The 15,020-nt window shown below is 60.5% G+C and carries 20 protein-coding genes; 1 reads left to right on the top strand and 19 read right to left on the bottom strand.

What is annotated here, in order from left to right:
- Window positions 1-268 precede the first annotated feature (268 nt).
- The 3 genes from AB4Y43_RS18350 to AB4Y43_RS18340 form a co-directional block, all read right to left on the bottom strand.
- The gene (locus AB4Y43_RS18350; RefSeq protein ID WP_141710956.1) at window positions 269-643 is read right to left on the bottom strand and encodes a hypothetical protein; all 375 of its coding nucleotides are present in this window, start codon (window positions 641-643) and stop codon (window positions 269-271) included.
- Window positions 644-766: 123 nt separating this feature from the next.
- Window positions 767-2,092 carry an MFS transporter gene (locus AB4Y43_RS18345; RefSeq protein ID WP_069269307.1) on the bottom strand — a complete coding sequence of 442 codons (1,326 nt, stop codon included), beginning with the start codon at window positions 2,090-2,092 and terminating at the stop codon, window positions 767-769.
- A 63-nt stretch (window positions 2,093-2,155) separates the two neighbouring features.
- A complete protein-coding gene (locus tag AB4Y43_RS18340) occupies window positions 2,156-3,331 on the bottom strand; it encodes a M20 aminoacylase family protein (RefSeq protein WP_368728465.1) in 1,176 nt (391 codons plus the stop codon).
- A 121-nt stretch (window positions 3,332-3,452) separates the two neighbouring features.
- Between AB4Y43_RS18340 and AB4Y43_RS18335 the strand changes: the two genes are divergently transcribed.
- Entirely contained in the window at window positions 3,453-4,403 is a 951-nt protein-coding gene (locus tag AB4Y43_RS18335; protein ID WP_028205070.1) for a LysR substrate-binding domain-containing protein, read from the top strand.
- A 772-nt stretch (window positions 4,404-5,175) separates the two neighbouring features.
- Here the strand turns inward: AB4Y43_RS18335 and AB4Y43_RS18330 are convergent.
- From AB4Y43_RS18330 to AB4Y43_RS18255, 16 genes are all read right to left on the bottom strand, one after another.
- Complete coding sequence (locus AB4Y43_RS18330) at window positions 5,176-5,931, bottom strand: hypothetical protein (RefSeq protein WP_368728464.1); 756 nt, start codon at window positions 5,929-5,931, stop codon at window positions 5,176-5,178.
- Window positions 5,932-6,035: 104 nt separating this feature from the next.
- On the bottom strand, window positions 6,036-6,599 hold the full coding sequence (locus AB4Y43_RS18325; protein ID WP_368728463.1) for a hypothetical protein: 564 nt from the start codon (window positions 6,597-6,599) through the stop codon (window positions 6,036-6,038).
- A gap of 11 nt (window positions 6,600-6,610) precedes the next feature.
- The gene (locus AB4Y43_RS18320) at window positions 6,611-7,375 is read right to left on the bottom strand and encodes a hypothetical protein (protein ID WP_368728462.1); all 765 of its coding nucleotides are present in this window, start codon (window positions 7,373-7,375) and stop codon (window positions 6,611-6,613) included.
- A 178-nt stretch (window positions 7,376-7,553) separates the two neighbouring features.
- Complete coding sequence (locus AB4Y43_RS18315; protein WP_368728461.1) at window positions 7,554-7,826, bottom strand: hypothetical protein; 273 nt, start codon at window positions 7,824-7,826, stop codon at window positions 7,554-7,556.
- Window positions 7,823-8,098: a hypothetical protein gene (locus AB4Y43_RS18310; RefSeq protein WP_368728460.1), complete on the bottom strand. Its 276-nt coding sequence runs from the start codon at window positions 8,096-8,098 to the stop codon at window positions 7,823-7,825. Before AB4Y43_RS18310 ends, AB4Y43_RS18315 begins: the two co-directional genes overlap by 4 nt.
- 195 nt (window positions 8,099-8,293) lie before the next feature.
- Window positions 8,294-8,587, bottom strand: coding sequence for a hypothetical protein (locus AB4Y43_RS18305; protein ID WP_368728459.1), 294 nt, complete (start codon window positions 8,585-8,587; stop codon window positions 8,294-8,296).
- Window positions 8,588-8,778: 191 nt separating this feature from the next.
- On the bottom strand, window positions 8,779-9,006 hold the full coding sequence (locus AB4Y43_RS18300; protein WP_368728458.1) for a hypothetical protein: 228 nt from the start codon (window positions 9,004-9,006) through the stop codon (window positions 8,779-8,781).
- A gap of 119 nt (window positions 9,007-9,125) precedes the next feature.
- On the bottom strand, window positions 9,126-9,443 hold the full coding sequence (locus tag AB4Y43_RS18295) for a hypothetical protein (RefSeq protein WP_368728457.1): 318 nt from the start codon (window positions 9,441-9,443) through the stop codon (window positions 9,126-9,128).
- 14 nt (window positions 9,444-9,457) lie between these two features.
- Complete coding sequence (locus AB4Y43_RS18290; RefSeq protein WP_368728456.1) at window positions 9,458-9,760, bottom strand: hypothetical protein; 303 nt, start codon at window positions 9,758-9,760, stop codon at window positions 9,458-9,460.
- A gap of 9 nt (window positions 9,761-9,769) precedes the next feature.
- Window positions 9,770-10,768 carry a phage major capsid protein gene (locus AB4Y43_RS18285; protein ID WP_368728455.1) on the bottom strand — a complete coding sequence of 333 codons (999 nt, stop codon included), beginning with the start codon at window positions 10,766-10,768 and terminating at the stop codon, window positions 9,770-9,772.
- A 118-nt stretch (window positions 10,769-10,886) separates the two neighbouring features.
- Window positions 10,887-11,141: a hypothetical protein gene (locus AB4Y43_RS18280; protein ID WP_368728454.1), complete on the bottom strand. Its 255-nt coding sequence runs from the start codon at window positions 11,139-11,141 to the stop codon at window positions 10,887-10,889.
- Complete coding sequence (locus AB4Y43_RS18275; protein ID WP_368728453.1) at window positions 11,138-11,527, bottom strand: hypothetical protein; 390 nt, start codon at window positions 11,525-11,527, stop codon at window positions 11,138-11,140. Before AB4Y43_RS18275 ends, AB4Y43_RS18280 begins: the two co-directional genes overlap by 4 nt.
- Before the next feature lie 88 nt (window positions 11,528-11,615).
- On the bottom strand, window positions 11,616-12,674 hold the full coding sequence (locus AB4Y43_RS18270) for an AAA family ATPase (RefSeq protein WP_368728452.1): 1,059 nt from the start codon (window positions 12,672-12,674) through the stop codon (window positions 11,616-11,618).
- A complete protein-coding gene (locus AB4Y43_RS18265; RefSeq protein WP_368728451.1) occupies window positions 12,671-12,931 on the bottom strand; it encodes a hypothetical protein in 261 nt (86 codons plus the stop codon). Before AB4Y43_RS18265 ends, AB4Y43_RS18270 begins: the two co-directional genes overlap by 4 nt.
- A gap of 9 nt (window positions 12,932-12,940) precedes the next feature.
- Window positions 12,941-13,201: a hypothetical protein gene (locus tag AB4Y43_RS18260; RefSeq protein ID WP_368728450.1), complete on the bottom strand. Its 261-nt coding sequence runs from the start codon at window positions 13,199-13,201 to the stop codon at window positions 12,941-12,943.
- 333 nt (window positions 13,202-13,534) lie between these two features.
- Complete coding sequence (locus AB4Y43_RS18255) at window positions 13,535-14,827, bottom strand: tyrosine-type recombinase/integrase (RefSeq protein ID WP_368728449.1); 1,293 nt, start codon at window positions 14,825-14,827, stop codon at window positions 13,535-13,537.
- Window positions 14,828-15,020: the final 193 nt, after the last annotated feature.

The raw sequence follows: 15,020 nt of genomic DNA, 5'->3' as shown, positions 1-15,020 counted from the left end.
CGCAGGATCAGGACGGCCAAAAAGTCGCACTCGATGAAAAGACCGGCACTCGCGGAGCAATAGTGTCCGGATTCATTTCGAAATCCGAAATGACGGAATCGTTCGCTAACGTTCGCGTGAAAATGCGCAACGCTTGCGTAGGAACAAAGGGAGAGCGCGGAAAGCGGAGATTGCGGACGCACGGAACGTGCGTCGCGTGGAGGGCGGGCGGGAGAACATCAAGGCATGTCGCAGCCGTCGCAGCAGCGGTTGCGACACGCGCTGCGAATCAGGCGGCGCGATCGAGCCGGCGCACCGAGCCGAACTCCGCACACGAAAGCGTGCGCATCAACAGCGCCATGGCCTCGGCGACACGGCGGCGATCGAGTTCGACGTGCAGACAAGCGAGATCGCTGCGGCGATCGATATCGATTGTATGCACGCCGAGCGCGCTGCCAACCAGACCATGCAGCGTGCAGCGAGCGAGTTGCGCTTCGCTCGTGGGCACGCGCACGACCAGTTGCACTGTCGTGCGATGGGTTGCCGGGTGAAGGGGCTTGCCCGGATTGTGCAGCGAGAGAACGGGCCGCAGCGCGGCGGCGGAGCGGGAACCGCGGGAATTCGGACCCTGCGAGACGATAGACGGCATACGTGTCGTGCGCACGCCGTCGTTCGGGGCGGCGCGCTCGAGTTGAACACGAACCGATTCTAGGCAGCGCCGCGTAAAAGTCGGGTAAACAAACACTGCGCGGCCGCTAAAAGTGCGTAGCGGCAGAAGAGAGAAGCGTTAATCGAGCGGGCGACCCGCCGGCTCGCGAATGAGCGGCAGCGCGAGCAGCGAGACCGCGCCGCAGCCGATCAGATACCAGGCGGGCGCGAGCGGATTGTCGAGCAGCTTGATGAGCCAGGTCGCGAAGAACTGCGCGAAGCCGCCGAAGATCGAAACGCCCACGCAATACACCACCGACATGCCCGTCACGCGAATCGACTGAGGAAAGAGCTCGGGCAGCATCACGATATTGGGGACCGCCGTGAACGCGACGATCGCGCCCAGCACGGCCACGACCGCGAGCACGGTTGGGATGGTCGGCATGGCGTGAATGACCATGAAGGCCGGATAGATCACCGCGATCAGCAGCACACGCGAAACACCCATCACCCACTTGCGGCCCAGGCGGTCGGAGAGCGAGCCGGCGAACGGCGAGCAGACTGCCGTGACCAGCGCCGCGACGAGGGCCGCGCTCATGCCGACCGACATCGGCAGGCCGAGAATCTTGATCGCATAGGTCGACATGTAAAACAGCACGATGTAGTTCGCCGCCGTGCCGCCGATGGTCGTGACGACACCCGCCACGAGCGCCGTGCGATGACGCCCGAAAATCTCGCGCAGCGGCCGCGCCACGTCGGCCACGGGTTCGGCGTCTTCGACTTCGACGGGGTTCGCGAGCGTTTCGTCGAGATGACGGCGGATATATACGCCCACCGGCACGACGAGCATGCCGATCACGAACGGCACGCGCCAGCCCCAGCTTTCGAGCGCGGCCTGCGAGAGCATGGTGGACAGCGCCACGCCGATGAGCGCGCCGCACACCGTGTTCAGGCCCTGGCTCACGAATTGCCAGCTGCCGTAAAAACCGCGCGAACGGTCGTCGGCGTATTCGAGCAGGAGTGATGTCGAGGCGCCCACTTCGCCGCCCACCGCGAAGCCTTGCACGAGACGCGCGAGCAGGATCAGTGCGGGCGCCGCGAGCCCGATCTGCGCATAAGTGGGCGCGAACGCGATGAGCGCCGAGCCGAGCGCCATGAGCCAGAGCGTGAGCGTCATGGCGGCCTTGCGGCCGACGCGGTCCGCAAACGCACCGATCACGATGCCGCCGATCGGACGCACGACGAAACCCACGCCAAAGCTGCCCACGGCGAGCATCAACTGGTTCAGCGAGCCGTGCACCGGGAAGTACAGCGAGCCGATGATCGACGCAAAGAAGCTGTAGACCGTGAAGTCGAAGAACTCGAGCCCGTTGCCGAGCGTGATCGCGAAGATGGCCTTCGCGCGCGAGCGGCGCGTGGAAGCCGGGGCGGCAGCGGCCGGCGCCTGAATCGACGTGGCGTTCATCGGGTGTCTCCTCGTGTGTCTCGTGTCTCGTATCGTGGTGCGTTTACCCGCCGGCTTTGAGCTTCAGCCGCGCAGGAAGCGTTCGGCGAGCTGCACCCAGTATGCCGCGCCGGTGGCGAGGCAATCGTCGTTGAAGTCGTAGCCGGGGTTGTGCACCATGCAGCCGCCCTCCCCGTCGCCGTTGCCGATGATGAAATAGCTGCCCGCGCAGCGCTCGAGCAGGAACGAGAAGTCCTCGCTGCCGGTGAGCGGCGCCATGTCGTGGATGAGGCCGTCTTCGCCGAGCCAGTCGCGCGCCACATCCTGCGCGAACGCCGTCATCGCCGCGTCGTTCACGAGCACCGGGTAGCGGCGCTGATAGTCGATGCGCGCCGTCGCGCCGTAGGCGCTTGCCTGCGCATGCACGAGCGACGTGATGCGCTCCTGCAGCAAGTCACGCACTTCGGGGCGCAGCGCGCGCACCGAGAGGCGCATCTGCGCGGTTTGCGGAATCACGTTGGGCGCGTCGCCCGAATGGATCGCGCCCACGGTGACGATCGCCATGTCGAGCGGCGGCACGTTGCGCGACACGATGGTCTGCAGCGCGAGCACGACGTTGGCGCACACCACCACCGGGTCGATCGCCTTATGCGGCACCGCGCCATGACCGCCACGCCCGTCGATGTCGATGATGACCGTGTCCGATGAAGCCATGAACGGCCCCGCGCGAAAGCCAAGTGTGCCGGTCGGAAAGCCCGGCATGTTGTGCATGGCGAACACGGCGTCGCAGGGAAAGCGCTCGAAAAGGCCTTCGTCGAGCATACGCTTCGCGCCGCCCAGGCCTTCTTCGGCGGGCTGGAAAATGAGGTGCAGCGTGCCGCTGAAGTTGCGCGACTGCGCGAGATTTTTCGCCGCTGCGAGCAGCATGGCCGTGTGACCGTCGTGGCCGCACGCGTGCATCTTGCCGGGAATGCGGCTCGCGTAATCGAGGCCGGTGTTTTCGTGGATGGGGAGCGCGTCCATGTCGGCGCGCAGACCGAGGCGCTGAGCGCCTTCGCCCACCTTGAGCGTGCCCACGACACCGGTGCCGCCCAGCCCGCGGTGCACCTCGTAGCCCCACTCGGTGAGGCGCTGCGCGACGAGGTCGCTCGTGACGAATTCTTCGAAGCCCAGTTCGGGATGCGCGTGGATCTCGTGGCGCAGCGCGATCATCTCCTCTTCGATCGCGGCGATTGCGGCCGGGATAGCCATCGTGTTCATACGAATTCCCTCCAGGGCGAGCGTGAGTGTGAATTCGCTTGAGAATAATGACGTCTCCTTTTGGCCGACAGCCCTAAAATAGTTGGCCCGCCAACCAGAAGTGCGCACTCGGGTTATCCCTATGAAGTTTCATCAGTTCCGCGCGCTCGTCGCCATGGCCGATACCGGCAGCATTCGTGCGGCCGCGCGTGCGCTTGGCATCTCGCCGGCGGCGGCAACGAAAGCGGTACGCGAGCTCGAAGCCGAGCAGCAAATCGCGCTCGTCACGCGCAATGCGAACGGCATCGCCTTCACGGAGGCGGGACAGGCGCTGCTCGTTCATGCGCGGCTGGTCGTGCACCAGATGTCGCGCGCCCAGGACGAACTCGATGCGCGGCGCGGGCGCGGCGGCGGCAAGCTCGCGATCGGGGTGACGCCGTGGCTCGCCCTGTCCTTTTTGCCCGACGCCGTCACGCTGTTTCGCGAGCGCATGCCCGGCATGCAGCTTGAGTTCTACGAGGGCCTGCTCAATATCGTGATGCCGCGGCTGCGCGACGGGTCGCTCGACTTTTCGCTAGGCAAGCCCGGGCCCGCTTCGCTGCATGCGGAATTCACGCAGACGCCGATCTTCGCCACGGAGTCGGCCGTGGTGGTACGCAAGGACCATCCGCTCTCGCATGCGCAATCGCTGAAAGAACTTCAGGATTGCGAATGGTTGCTCAACTGGGACCCGGCCAGCAAGGAGATGATCGCCGACGATGTTTTCCTGCGTCACGGTCTCCCGATGCCGAACAACGTGCATTTAGCGCACTCGTTCGTGGTGGCGATGGGGCTTATCATGAACACGGATATGGTGAGTATTTTTCCGTGGCCGTTGGTGGAAACGCGGTTTGCGCGCGACAATTTGCGTGCGCTCGCGCTTCAGGAGGAAGTGGATCGCACGGTGGTGAGCGTGGTTGCCCGGCGTGGTGTGCCGCTTTCTGCTGCGGCTGAGTGCTTTCTGGAGTGCCTCAAGGAGGCGATTCATGCTGGTGAGGCTTCTGCTAATCCTGAGCGTAGGCGGCTTTATCACTCGCTTGAGTTGCTGATTTGATTGGCCGCTTTTTTTGTCTTTGTTCTGGGTTCTTTGGCCTTTCCTTGTTTTCGCGTCGGTATGCAGGCGTTGCCCCTGTGCGGGGCGGCACCTACTTTCTTTGCGGCGGCAAAGAAAGTAGGCAAAGAAAGCCGCTCAAACCGCTAATGCCTGCCACAGTTCACATCTCGACGTACATGGTGAATGGCTCCGGAGCGTCTGTCACCTCGCACCACCCAACTTAGTGACAAGGCAGTCATTCATCCCGCTGCTCGCTACGCGCGCTGCGGTCGCGTCTGCATGGGAAACCAGATGGCACGCGTGAGCATTCGCGAGAATGCACGCGTACCAATGGTTTTAGGTTATGCCCTTCGGCGCGCGTAGCGCCGCCGGAAGGAAGAGCGCCTTGTCACTAACTTTGAAGGTGCGAGATGGCGGACGCTCCGGAGCCATTCACCGTGTACGTCGAGATGTGAACCGTGGCAGGCGCAGGCGGTTTGAGCGGCTTTCTTTGCCTACTTTCTTTGCCGCCGCAAAGAAAGTAGGTGCCGCCCCGCACAGGGGAAATTACGAAAAACAACGCTGTATCGCCGGAAGCCTTGTCAGGAAAGACTTTGCGCGACATGAACGCGTGTGGGAAAGACATTTTTATTTGCGTTCAGGACAATATGAGGACAAGTCAGGCGGGATTTCGGCGCGAGCGAGTAGCCACCCCGTGACGGCTTTGGACCCATTGCCGCACCAACCACGCGAGGGACACAGTTCATGCTGGCCCGCCGTCGCCACTTGCGTACTAGTCCGGTCGCTTCAACAGACCAAGGGCGGAGTTGATATCAAGGACAGCCTGAGGCAATACTCCGTCGCCGTATTTCCTGTATTGCTCGATTGCCCTATCCAAAAGGCCCACAGCACTGGCTACGCCGTTCAGATATATCAAGCGCTCTTCCAGCGCTTTTCCATCGATGCCTGGAATATTGTGATTTCGGAGTTGCCCCGCATTCTTTTTTACGTCGAACCATGGCGCCGTAAGGCGAACGTAGCGCTGGTTGTTGTGAAGTATCGTAGAGATGCTGCCATGCGCGACGGAGTTACGGGTCACTTTGATTTTTCTCAGGGCATCCAACACCTTGCGCCAAGGCTCTTTAAGTACTTCCAAGTCGGTGTTTTCGACAATTAGCTGCTCAAGTGCGGCACCGAGTACCGTTAGATGGGATTCGAAGCCGCCGAGCGCGTGATAGATGGCGTAAGCGACATGGCTCTCCTGCGGCGAGCAATGCACGACGTCATAGAACAGTCGGCTGCAGGTGTTTTCAAGGTTTGCCCACTGAGACAGAAAACGCAAAATCGCGTCACCGAGGGCCTTTGTCTCGGTTTCGATGCGAGCGTGCTCAACTGCCTGTTTCTCCATTTCCTCGACCGTCGGCAATCCAGCCGGTAAAGGAGGAAATTGCGCCATGAACGCCACCAGTTCCTCGTCGTTATCGGGTAGCAGTTCTTCGGGCCAATTCGGCTGCTGGCAGGGCGCGACAGATTCAATCTTGCCGCCCAAGTCTCTCTTTACATATGGCATGGCGTGCAACTCTCTAGTGAATAGGTTTTTCTGGATTTACCCGTCAGCAGCCCGACCCGCGCGAGCGGCACGGCGGCCTGATTTCAGGTCCGACAGCGTGTTTCGCGCCATCTTCCCCATGACCCGCGCAGCGAATGACAGAACGTTTCGTTCGCGCGTACGTGGAGCAACGTGACGGTTTGCCGACCTTCGGTTTCGGCTTCCGCCAGCTTGACGAGCAATTGACGGTAGAGCCAGCCAAGGCCAGCCGCATCCGTCTTCACCTTCTCGCCCGCGATAACCGTGTAAAGCGTTCGGAAGGCACGGATACGCCCATAAGCCAGCGCGACCTTTTCGGGTAGTTCAACGCCAAGAAGACCGAGCTTTGGCACGGCGCTTTCATAAATCGAATCGTGCGGCAACTCGATGTCCGCGACGCGGATTTGCTTGCCCGCTTCGGCCTGTTCCGCCAGCGTCGTCACGTTTGCTTTCAATTCCTGTATCGCTATTGCGTATGAGCCAAGCTCGCCAGCGATGGCACTTGCGAGCGCCGACCCGTCACGAAAGCGCCGAAAGTCTTCCGCAATGAAGTTGGCGACGACCGCAACAATGACGCTACCTGTGAAGGTAAAGAATGGCCCCCAAAAACCGCTCCAAAATCCGCCCATTTTCGCCCCCGTTATTGATCTTCGTTTATATTTCCGAGTGAATCCGACGTGGATACTTGCAACTTTAATAAATCATTGAGTTCAGAAGAATTAATTAATGCGCATATATCGCTGATATTCCCGATTTCCAGATTTAGAGGGTTATCGCCCGCAGTTTTGGAATCAATGCAAATCCGGAATTCATTTTGATAGCTAAAATGCTTTTGCTTCCAGAATGGAATTTCCCTTATTGGAATTTCGCCGTTGAACGTTTTGTCGTCGTAATATTCAACCAGCCTTCCCCTGAAATAATCGCCCCTTGTCTGAAGATGGTTTTTCATTCTGTCGAGGAACACGGGCGCGGGCGTGATTACAGCATATTCACCAAATTCGAGATTCCGGCTGTCGATCCTAAGCTGACGTTCCAGTTCGGTAACTTCATCTTCGGCGCAATCAATCTTCCCGTCCGTTAAATCGAATCCCGTTGTGTGTACCGCATACAGGCAAAAGATATGCAGGTGATTATGATAATCAACGGACATCGAAACGGGAGCGGCCAAATCCGCATGCGTAATTTCAGTTTCACCGATGCCCGGAACCGAAAATTTGATGCGAAGCCCGTCAGGCTGAAGCCAATGGGAAAGCGCTTCATTCGCATCGGGTCGCCCGTCGCTTTTACCGCTTTCGAGATTCCTGAAATAGCCGAGCCGCTTAAGGTGAAGTTTTCCCTTTATAAAATCGTCGGCATACTGTTTTTTGTTGAAAAATTTTATTAGATGCCAAATCATTTCGCTCACCTTTCGCCACTCCTTGTCTTGTTAAGTGACTTGCCGAATCAGGAACTTGCCTTCGGTATGGTATCGCGCGCCACCCTCAGTGCGGCCGAGAGGTGCGCGAAACGTTCACCCCTTTGACCTTGCGGGCGTTCAGGCATCGGCGCAGTCAATCGCCTGAAAAATAAGGCGCGAGGGTCATTCACGGCTTGCCGCCGAGCAGTCGCAACAGGACAGGGGCAAGGCGCGGGTTCGCGGTCAGCGCATCATGCCACGCGGCGCGGTTGAAGTCGGAAGCGGTCGGCACTTCCGGGCACGTGCCCGGAAGTTCGGCAGTCGGCGCTTCCAGCGATTGCGCGATCAGCACGGCGGCGACTTCTTCGCGGGTGACCTTGGCGGCGTCGGCGCGGCGGTCGATTTCACGAAGGGCGTCGCGCGTGACCGGGACACGAAGCGAAACGCGGGCGGCGGTCATGGCTTGATGCCGTCGCGCCAGCGCTTCGGGTCATAGCCAGCGGCGGCAAGCGTCGATTCGGCCTGTGCGCGGCGGCGGGCGGTTTCGTGTGCAACCGAATCGGGTTGACAGGTGGGCGGCAGTTCGACGGGTGCGACCTTGCGGCGGTCGAGTGCATCGGCGAGCAGGTCACCCGCGCAACGTTCGATTGATTGCCCGCGACTTTCGGCGAGCGCTTCAAGGCGGGCGCGGTTTTCTCGCGTGACCCATGAAATTGTGGGAATCGCCGACATGTTCGCCACTCCATGAAATGAAAAAAGCCGCGACCGCCATTTTAGGCGGTCACGGCTTCACATGGAGCATTCGAAGATGCGCGGCAATCCTACCGGCCCCACGCGGCCTTTCCCATGCGCGCGTCAGCGCTGGAATGCCTGAAGTCCGCCCACGTCATGACGGGTTCAGGTCGGCTCAATCATACGCGAAGGCGGTCACGGTTTGCGCCGGTTGCCGAACAGCAAACGATGCGCCGTCAGCGTGTCGCGGTTCGCCCGCACAAGGTCGCGAACTGCCGGGTGACTGACCCGCGCACCACGGCAACCGGTCGATAGGATGCCTTCGCGCCGGATCGTTGCCGCCGCCACGTCGGCGCGGTCTGACGCTTCACAGAAAACGGTCAGCAGATTGAGCCAGGCCGGATTGTCGCGTTGGTCGTCGGTCGCGTCGCGACAGATAGCGCGCCATTGACGGCGGGCCGAAGGTGAGAGGATACGGGGACTGCGCATGGTCAGATACCCTTGCGGCGCACAATGATTTGCCCTTTCCGTTGCGCGCCGCGTCGGGAAAAGACCCCCAAAAGTCGAGTTTTATTTTTTTAAAAGAGTCATCGCGGTTTCCGTCGAGCGTCGAGCTTTTTTAAAGACTCCCCCCGCCCTTCGGTCAGCCCCGCGCGTCACGGCTTTTGCGGTTGGGCGCCTTACTTCACGCAAGCCCAATCGCCAACACCAAGCGCCTTGGCAACGAGCGCTTCGCCGCCGCGACCATCAGGCAACGTGGTAACCGCGATGCCTTGACCCTGCTTGCGGGCGAGTTCGACCAGCTTGAACAGCGCCGTTGCGTGACGCTCGCCGAAAATGTCGGCGCAATCCGCAACCGTGCGATACAGGCGCATTTGCGCCGGTTCGATGATAAGAGGGGCGTCCATGTTCTTTCTCTCCATGCCGCGCGCGTGTGTGAAGTGCGCGGGTCGGTCAGTTGCAGGTCGGTAGGCGGGCCGGTCGGGTTGACCCGGCCCATGGGTCAGGGTAGGTATGGGCGGCAGGTTTAAAGGTGTTCCTTCGCCTTGGGTGGAAGCATTAGCGCATAGCCGTTCGACAAGCGGACAATCAGGCTTTGCGCCGGAACGCCTTCGTCGTTGTCGACAAACCCCATTCCCGCGATTGCCGCGCCGCCGAGCTTGTCGAGGTGATCGCGCATGTACTTCACGACGTAGTCAAGGCTCGCCGCCTTCACTTCGGACGGCGTGAGTTCGCCGACACTACCGGACAGTTGCCGCGCGATAACTTTTGCCGCTGACTTCATGAAAACTGCCGGGTCGAGTTCAATCACCCGCAGTCGAGTCATTTTCATGCGTTCGGTCATGACGTTCCCCTGTGTCATTGAAGCTTCGGCGACGCCAGCGCAATGCGAACGCGCGCGCCGTCATCGAACAGCACGCTCAGGCGCGCGGTTGCCCGGTCGGCGTCGTCATGGTCAAGCGTCACGTCAACGACGTTGCTGTTCGGGTGAACGACAAGCGCGCTGACGATGGCACGCACGCACGACACAAGCGCGCCCAATTCGCCATCATCTGGCATGCGTTCGTGCGTCGCGACGAATTCGGCGACGGCAACGCGCACACCTTCGGCGAGCGCTTCGGCAATTGCGCCTTCGTTCACGTTCAGGTCTTCGATATCCATGTTCGCCCCTTAGTCGATTGCGCCCGTGACAAGCTTCGCCGCGTCGTCGCGACCGACCCGCCAGTTCGTGAAATGAAGCACACGCAACGCGGTCAAGTTTTCGGCCCACAGCGAACGAATCGTGACTTCACCCGTGTCAGCGTCAACGACTTCGACCGTCGATTGCGTCGCCGCTTCGACGTTCGCGCCGCCGTCGCTCATTGCAATTAGGGGCGGGCACACATAGCCGACCGAGCCACGCGGCACGGGAGCCGTCACGGTCGGAAGACCCGCGCAATAACCGCCTTCGACCGTCAGCGCGCCGTCGCGGCCATAGCCCGCCGCGATCAAAGCGCCCACGTCAAGCGGGTTCACGCAAAGCACGCTTTCCGCAATCACGTCTTCGTCAGCGTCTTCGAACAGGCTTGCGATTGCGTCGGCGACGTTACCGTCTCCGGCGACCGTGCGACCCGCGAACGGGCTTGCGGGCGATGCGCCAACGACGCCATCGTTCGCCGGGTTGAAGAACGTCGCGTCTTCGACCTTCGCGAGTGCGCGGGACAGGTCGCGACGAATTGCGGCGTCAAGGTTCACATCGCTCGCGCGCAGGAATTCCATCGAATAAACGCACATGCCCGCGACCTTCAGAATGTCCATTTCGAACGTCTTGAATGCCTGACCCGACGCGGTGATTTTTTGTGTTTCGGGCGTCCAACCGGCTTGTGCTTCGGTCGTCATTTCGAGAATCGGCGCACTGAACGGCACGTTCAGGAACGGCACGACGGCGGCGACACGACCGAGCGCACTACGGCGACGGGTCAGTTGCAACAGGAACGCGCCCAAGTCGCGAAGAACCGCGCCGTTCGGTTGAACCGAATCCGTATCGACAATGCCGCGCTTCAGAAAATCGCTAACGTCATTGCCCGGACCCCATTGCGCCGCCGCGAAGCGTTGCGCCGCTACCGGGTCGCCCTTCAGTACGGCGGTCGCGCGAGCGGCACGAATCAAAATAAGACTTTTGTCATTCATGTCACACCCCTTCTTCGATTAAGAGAAGACCGGCGACGCTCGCCGGTCTAGGGTGTCATGCTCCACATGAAACAGTTCGGACACCAACGCGTTTTGCGCGTCTTGCGCGAACGCCCCTTCAAATTTCGCCCGGGTCGCGACAGAGATACTCAGCAATGCGACGCAATGCATACACACGCCGCACGCCGACCAGGGTGAACGGCACGCATGACCGACCTTCGTTGGCTTGCATGCGAAGCGCGCTAGGTCCGCTATAGCGCAACAGTGCCGCCGCCGTCGATTCGGACACTTCGCCGGTCGGGAAAACGCGATAGCCGTTGCGCTCGCACCAATCGCGAAGCGTGCGTTCGGTCGCGTCAATGCGGTCGTTCATGCGGTTGCCGCGTTGTCGCCTTCGCGTTGCGCGGTCATTGCTTCGCACGGGTAAACGCGAGTCACGCTCCCATTGCGCGAAACGTAAAACAGGATTGCGAGCGGTCGCGCGTTCTCGTCAACGAGACTCACCCAATATTCTCCGCGCCCGCTTTGCGATTGCACCAGATCGCCACCGCGCGCCTTCACGGCGCGGACAAATGCGGCAACGTCAGCGTCAAGCGCGTTTTCGGCACAGCACATAATCGCGTTGTTGTGCCGTTGCGCCGGTTCAAGATGGTCGTCGTTCATGCGTTGTCCAAAAAGTGATTGACGAGGTTGACTAGTTGTATGTATTGACAAGATTGACCATCCATACAACCCTGTAAGAACAGTCAACCAAGTCAATGCAATCAATCCAATCAATCAAGTTAAATAAGTAAAGCGAGTAAAGAGAAAAGACTCTCTCTCTCTCTCTCTCTCTCTCTAGAGTCCCTTACGGGTTTCTTTCGAGCGCTTCGACCATCTGACGCGCGACAGGCGTCAGGCTTGGCAAACCGCCCGGAAGGGTTATCAGGCGGGTTTCAACAAGGCGGCGAACCATCTGGCTTACCGCCTGTTTCGATACGCCGAGCGTTGCCGCCAGTTCAGAAGGCATGCGATGCCCGCTATGGATCGCGGTCAGATAGCGCATCTGGTCATCGCTTGCCATGTTGTCGCCTTCGCACACGTAACGAAAACGAAGGTCGTCGCCCAGGCGCAAGACGTGGCACGCGTCGCCGCTATCGCGGCCCCGCTGATAAAGCTTCGTCACGTCGCCCTCACGACGAAGAAGAAACAGAACGTCGGCGTTGCCGGTCACGGCTTGCGACCCGCTGATTGCGCTGAACGGGTCACCGTCAAGCGGCGGCGTCTTGACCGTGTGCATGACGATCAGAATCACGATTGCGCGGGCGTTCGCCTGATTCGCGAGCCACTGCAATTCGTCGGTTTCGAAGTCGTACTGTTCGACGCCGCGCGGTTGCATGCCGGAAAACTTCTTCCAGATATCGATGACGACCATCGCAACGTCGGGGCGCGTGTCAAGCAAGTGTTCGAACGCCGCGCGGTTGCCGCGCTTCCATTCGAGAATCCAGCCCATGTCAGGAACGTCGGCAAGGTCAGGATTCAGCTTCAGATAGCGGTCGTAAATACGGCGCTTCGAATTTTCGAGGTCCAGATACAACACGCCGCCGCGAACCGTTTCACGGCCCCAAACCGCGCGACCTGAAGCCTTCGAAAGCCCCCAATCGGCGGCAATCAGCGACTTGCCGCCCTTCGGCTTGCCAGCGATAACGGCGAGTCCGGGCGGCAACAGTCCGGGCACGATATAGCGGATCGGTTCAGGCGGCGACGCGAGCAGTTCGGCGGCGCTAATCACTTTGGGCTCCCAAATTTCAATGTCTTTCGTTTTGCCGTTCGCGTGACGCGCTTGCGCGCGTTCGCGACCGCCTTTCACAAACCCGTCACGCGCGAAAGCGGCTTCATATTCGTCGTCGGCGATATAGGCGTTCACAGTCCCCCCTTCGCTGATTGCGAGCGAAGCCAGTCGCGGGCACTTTCAACGACCAAGGCGCGAACCCAATCGCCGTGTTCGCGCCATTGCGGGGGCGTCATCTTGCGTTCGGCGTCGTGCAACTTCAGCGCAATCGCACGTTCGACGCGTTCACGCAAATGTTGCGCGCTGACGGGCGGCGGTTTAACGTGCGCGTCACAGGTCGTTTTCTCAACGTCGCCCGCCGCCGCGCGGGCGTCTTTTTTCGGGGCGTTCATGACCGCCCCCTACGCAACGTCGGCTTCTTCTTCGATAGCGTCGCGCGTGACGGTCTTGCGCTTCAGGTAGGCGCGCCAGTCGCTCGCTTCAACAAGCGTCTTGTCGCCGAGCTTGACGCACACGGGACCATCGGGCGACTTCAAAATCTTGTAGATCAGACCGCGCGAGCAGTTGTTAGCCTTCGCAAGTTGCGAGACGGTGAACATGACGGGAAGCGCGTCATTGTTTTGTTCGGTATCCTGATTTTCTGCCTTATTACGATTCGTCATTTCTTCCTCGCTATCCGGTTTACAGAAATGCGCATGTGGCGCATGAAGAATCGTCGTGCATGTCGGCGAACCATACAAGCAATGCGGGCGACGCGAGTTCGTTGGAACTTTTTATGTTTTGCGACGATTTTTCGGTAGGGTTTTCCCGTAGAAAATCCCTCCGACGCCCTGACGACGGGCCGACGTGTCGGCAACACGTTCATCGCTTTTTTTTATGTTTTCGATTCGATCTTTTTGTTATGCCAATGTCGATTTCGATAACCGGCGACAGTAGTGACGCAAAAAAGCCCGCCGAAGCGGGCTTGTGCGATACGGGACGGAAGGGGTTTTCCCCTATGCCGCCTTCGACGCGACGGTGGGCGCACCAATTTCGTTCGGCGTGTCAAGTGCCGCCATTACGTCGCGCATGTGTTCGGGCGACAGGTGGCTGTATCGGGCGGTCATGCGCGTGTCGGCATGGCCCAGCACGCGGCTGACGCTGAACAGGTCAACGCCCGCCATGACAAGGCGGCTTGCTGCGTGGTGCCGTGCGTCGTGAAGCCGGAAGCGAAGGCGCGCAATGTTCGCGGCGTCGCGGACTTTGGGCCATGCCTTGAGTTCACGCAGGGGAGCCTTGCCGGTTTCGTTCGGGAACACGAACACGGCTTCGTCAGGACACTGTGCGCGCCACGCGCCCAGCACGGCGAGCGCCTCGCGGTTCAGTGCCAGCACACGGGATTTCGCGTTCTTCGTGTTCGCGCCGGGAAAGGTCACGCGCGCGCCGTCGAGGTCAACGTGACGCCATTGAAGCTTCAGGACTTCGCCGCGACGCGCGCCCGTGTTCAGGCAAAGCAGAACGGCGGGTTTCGTGGCGTCGCCATAGGTGCGCGCGGCTTCGATACGGTGAAGACGGCGGGCGAGCTTGCGCCGTTCGTCGCGAACGGTTTCGTCGTAGGCGTCGAGGGCGTCGCGAAGACGCCGTTCTTCGTCGGGCAGAAGGTAACGGTCGCCGTCCGGTTCCGGCTCGCGTTGCTTCTTCACGGTGCGCATGGGGTGCGCCTCGATGATCTCCCATTCGACGGCACGGCTGAACGCGCCGCGCAGTGCGTTAATGATCCGGTTGCAGGTCGCGGGCTTCGTGCCCGCGTTCAGGCGTTCGGCGCGCCATTTTTCGATATCCCACGCCGTGATCGCGGTCAGGTCGGTGTCGAGCATGTCGGGGAACGCCGCGCGGATCATGTCGGCGTTGCGCGTGCCGCTTCGGCCATGCGTTCGAAGGTGACCGTCATAGCGCTGCGTCAGGAATTCGCCGAGCGTCAGCGTGCCGACCTTTTTCTGTGCGGCGGCGCGGGCTTCGGACTTCGCCAGTCGCACGGCGAGCGGATCGTTTTTCAGGTCGGTCAGCGCGGCGTGCCCCTTCGCCTTCTCGCGGGCGTCGCCGGGTTCAATGTCGGGGTAACGCCCGACCGTGACGCGCTTGGGCTTGCCGGTCGCGTCCAGATAGCGATAGGTGAACGTGACCGTGCCGTTGACCGCGACGCGCACGCCGAAGCCCTTCAGCACGGCGCACGCATATTCGCGCGGAAGCGCGCGGTCGAGTGCGCGCATGAACGCGCGGTCAATCTTGAATTTTTCGTGGTTTGCCATCTGCGTATCCCTTTGGACAATTTCAGGACAATGTACGCATGTGAACTCACACGCGCTAGGCGCGCATAATGCGCACTAAATCCTTGATTTTCAATGGGTTTGTGTCTTACATGATACGCTAGAACACGAAGTAAACAAGACGATTTACCCGCACAGGGGCAACGCCTGCATACCGCCACGAAAACAAGGAAAG

This window comes from Paraburkholderia sp. BR10872 (genome assembly GCF_040965835.1).
In the GTDB taxonomy this organism is placed as follows: domain Bacteria; phylum Pseudomonadota; class Gammaproteobacteria; order Burkholderiales; family Burkholderiaceae; genus Paraburkholderia; species Paraburkholderia nodosa_A.
The sequence above is the reverse complement of the archived record's forward strand: the minus strand, read 5'-3'. Positions and strand labels throughout refer to the sequence as shown.

Excerpts from the sequence above, each read along its gene's own strand:
- AB4Y43_RS18345 (WP_069269307.1), bottom strand. The coding sequence starts at position 2,092 with ATGAACGCCACGTCGATTCAGGCGCCGGCCGCTGCCGCCCCGGCTTCC.
- AB4Y43_RS18340 (WP_368728465.1), bottom strand. The coding sequence starts at position 3,331 with ATGAACACGATGGCTATCCCGGCCGCAATCGCCGCGATCGAAGAGGAG.
- AB4Y43_RS18335 (WP_028205070.1), top strand. The coding sequence starts at position 3,453 with ATGAAGTTTCATCAGTTCCGCGCGCTCGTCGCCATGGCCGATACCGGC.
- AB4Y43_RS18325 (WP_368728463.1), bottom strand. The coding sequence starts at position 6,599 with ATGGGCGGATTTTGGAGCGGTTTTTGGGGGCCATTCTTTACCTTCACA.
- AB4Y43_RS18315 (WP_368728461.1), bottom strand. The coding sequence starts at position 7,826 with ATGACCGCCGCCCGCGTTTCGCTTCGTGTCCCGGTCACGCGCGACGCC.
- AB4Y43_RS18310 (WP_368728460.1), bottom strand. The coding sequence starts at position 8,098 with ATGTCGGCGATTCCCACAATTTCATGGGTCACGCGAGAAAACCGCGCC.
- AB4Y43_RS18305 (WP_368728459.1), bottom strand. The coding sequence starts at position 8,587 with ATGCGCAGTCCCCGTATCCTCTCACCTTCGGCCCGCCGTCAATGGCGC.
- AB4Y43_RS18300 (WP_368728458.1), bottom strand. The coding sequence starts at position 9,006 with ATGGACGCCCCTCTTATCATCGAACCGGCGCAAATGCGCCTGTATCGC.
- AB4Y43_RS18295 (WP_368728457.1), bottom strand. The coding sequence starts at position 9,443 with ATGACCGAACGCATGAAAATGACTCGACTGCGGGTGATTGAACTCGAC.
- AB4Y43_RS18290 (WP_368728456.1), bottom strand. The coding sequence starts at position 9,760 with ATGGATATCGAAGACCTGAACGTGAACGAAGGCGCAATTGCCGAAGCG.
- AB4Y43_RS18285 (WP_368728455.1), bottom strand. The coding sequence starts at position 10,768 with ATGAATGACAAAAGTCTTATTTTGATTCGTGCCGCTCGCGCGACCGCC.
- AB4Y43_RS18280 (WP_368728454.1), bottom strand. The coding sequence starts at position 11,141 with ATGAACGACCGCATTGACGCGACCGAACGCACGCTTCGCGATTGGTGC.
- AB4Y43_RS18265 (WP_368728451.1), bottom strand. The coding sequence starts at position 12,931 with ATGAACGCCCCGAAAAAAGACGCCCGCGCGGCGGCGGGCGACGTTGAG.
- AB4Y43_RS18260 (WP_368728450.1), bottom strand. The coding sequence starts at position 13,201 with ATGACGAATCGTAATAAGGCAGAAAATCAGGATACCGAACAAAACAAT.
- AB4Y43_RS18255 (WP_368728449.1), bottom strand. The coding sequence starts at position 14,827 with ATGGCAAACCACGAAAAATTCAAGATTGACCGCGCGTTCATGCGCGCA.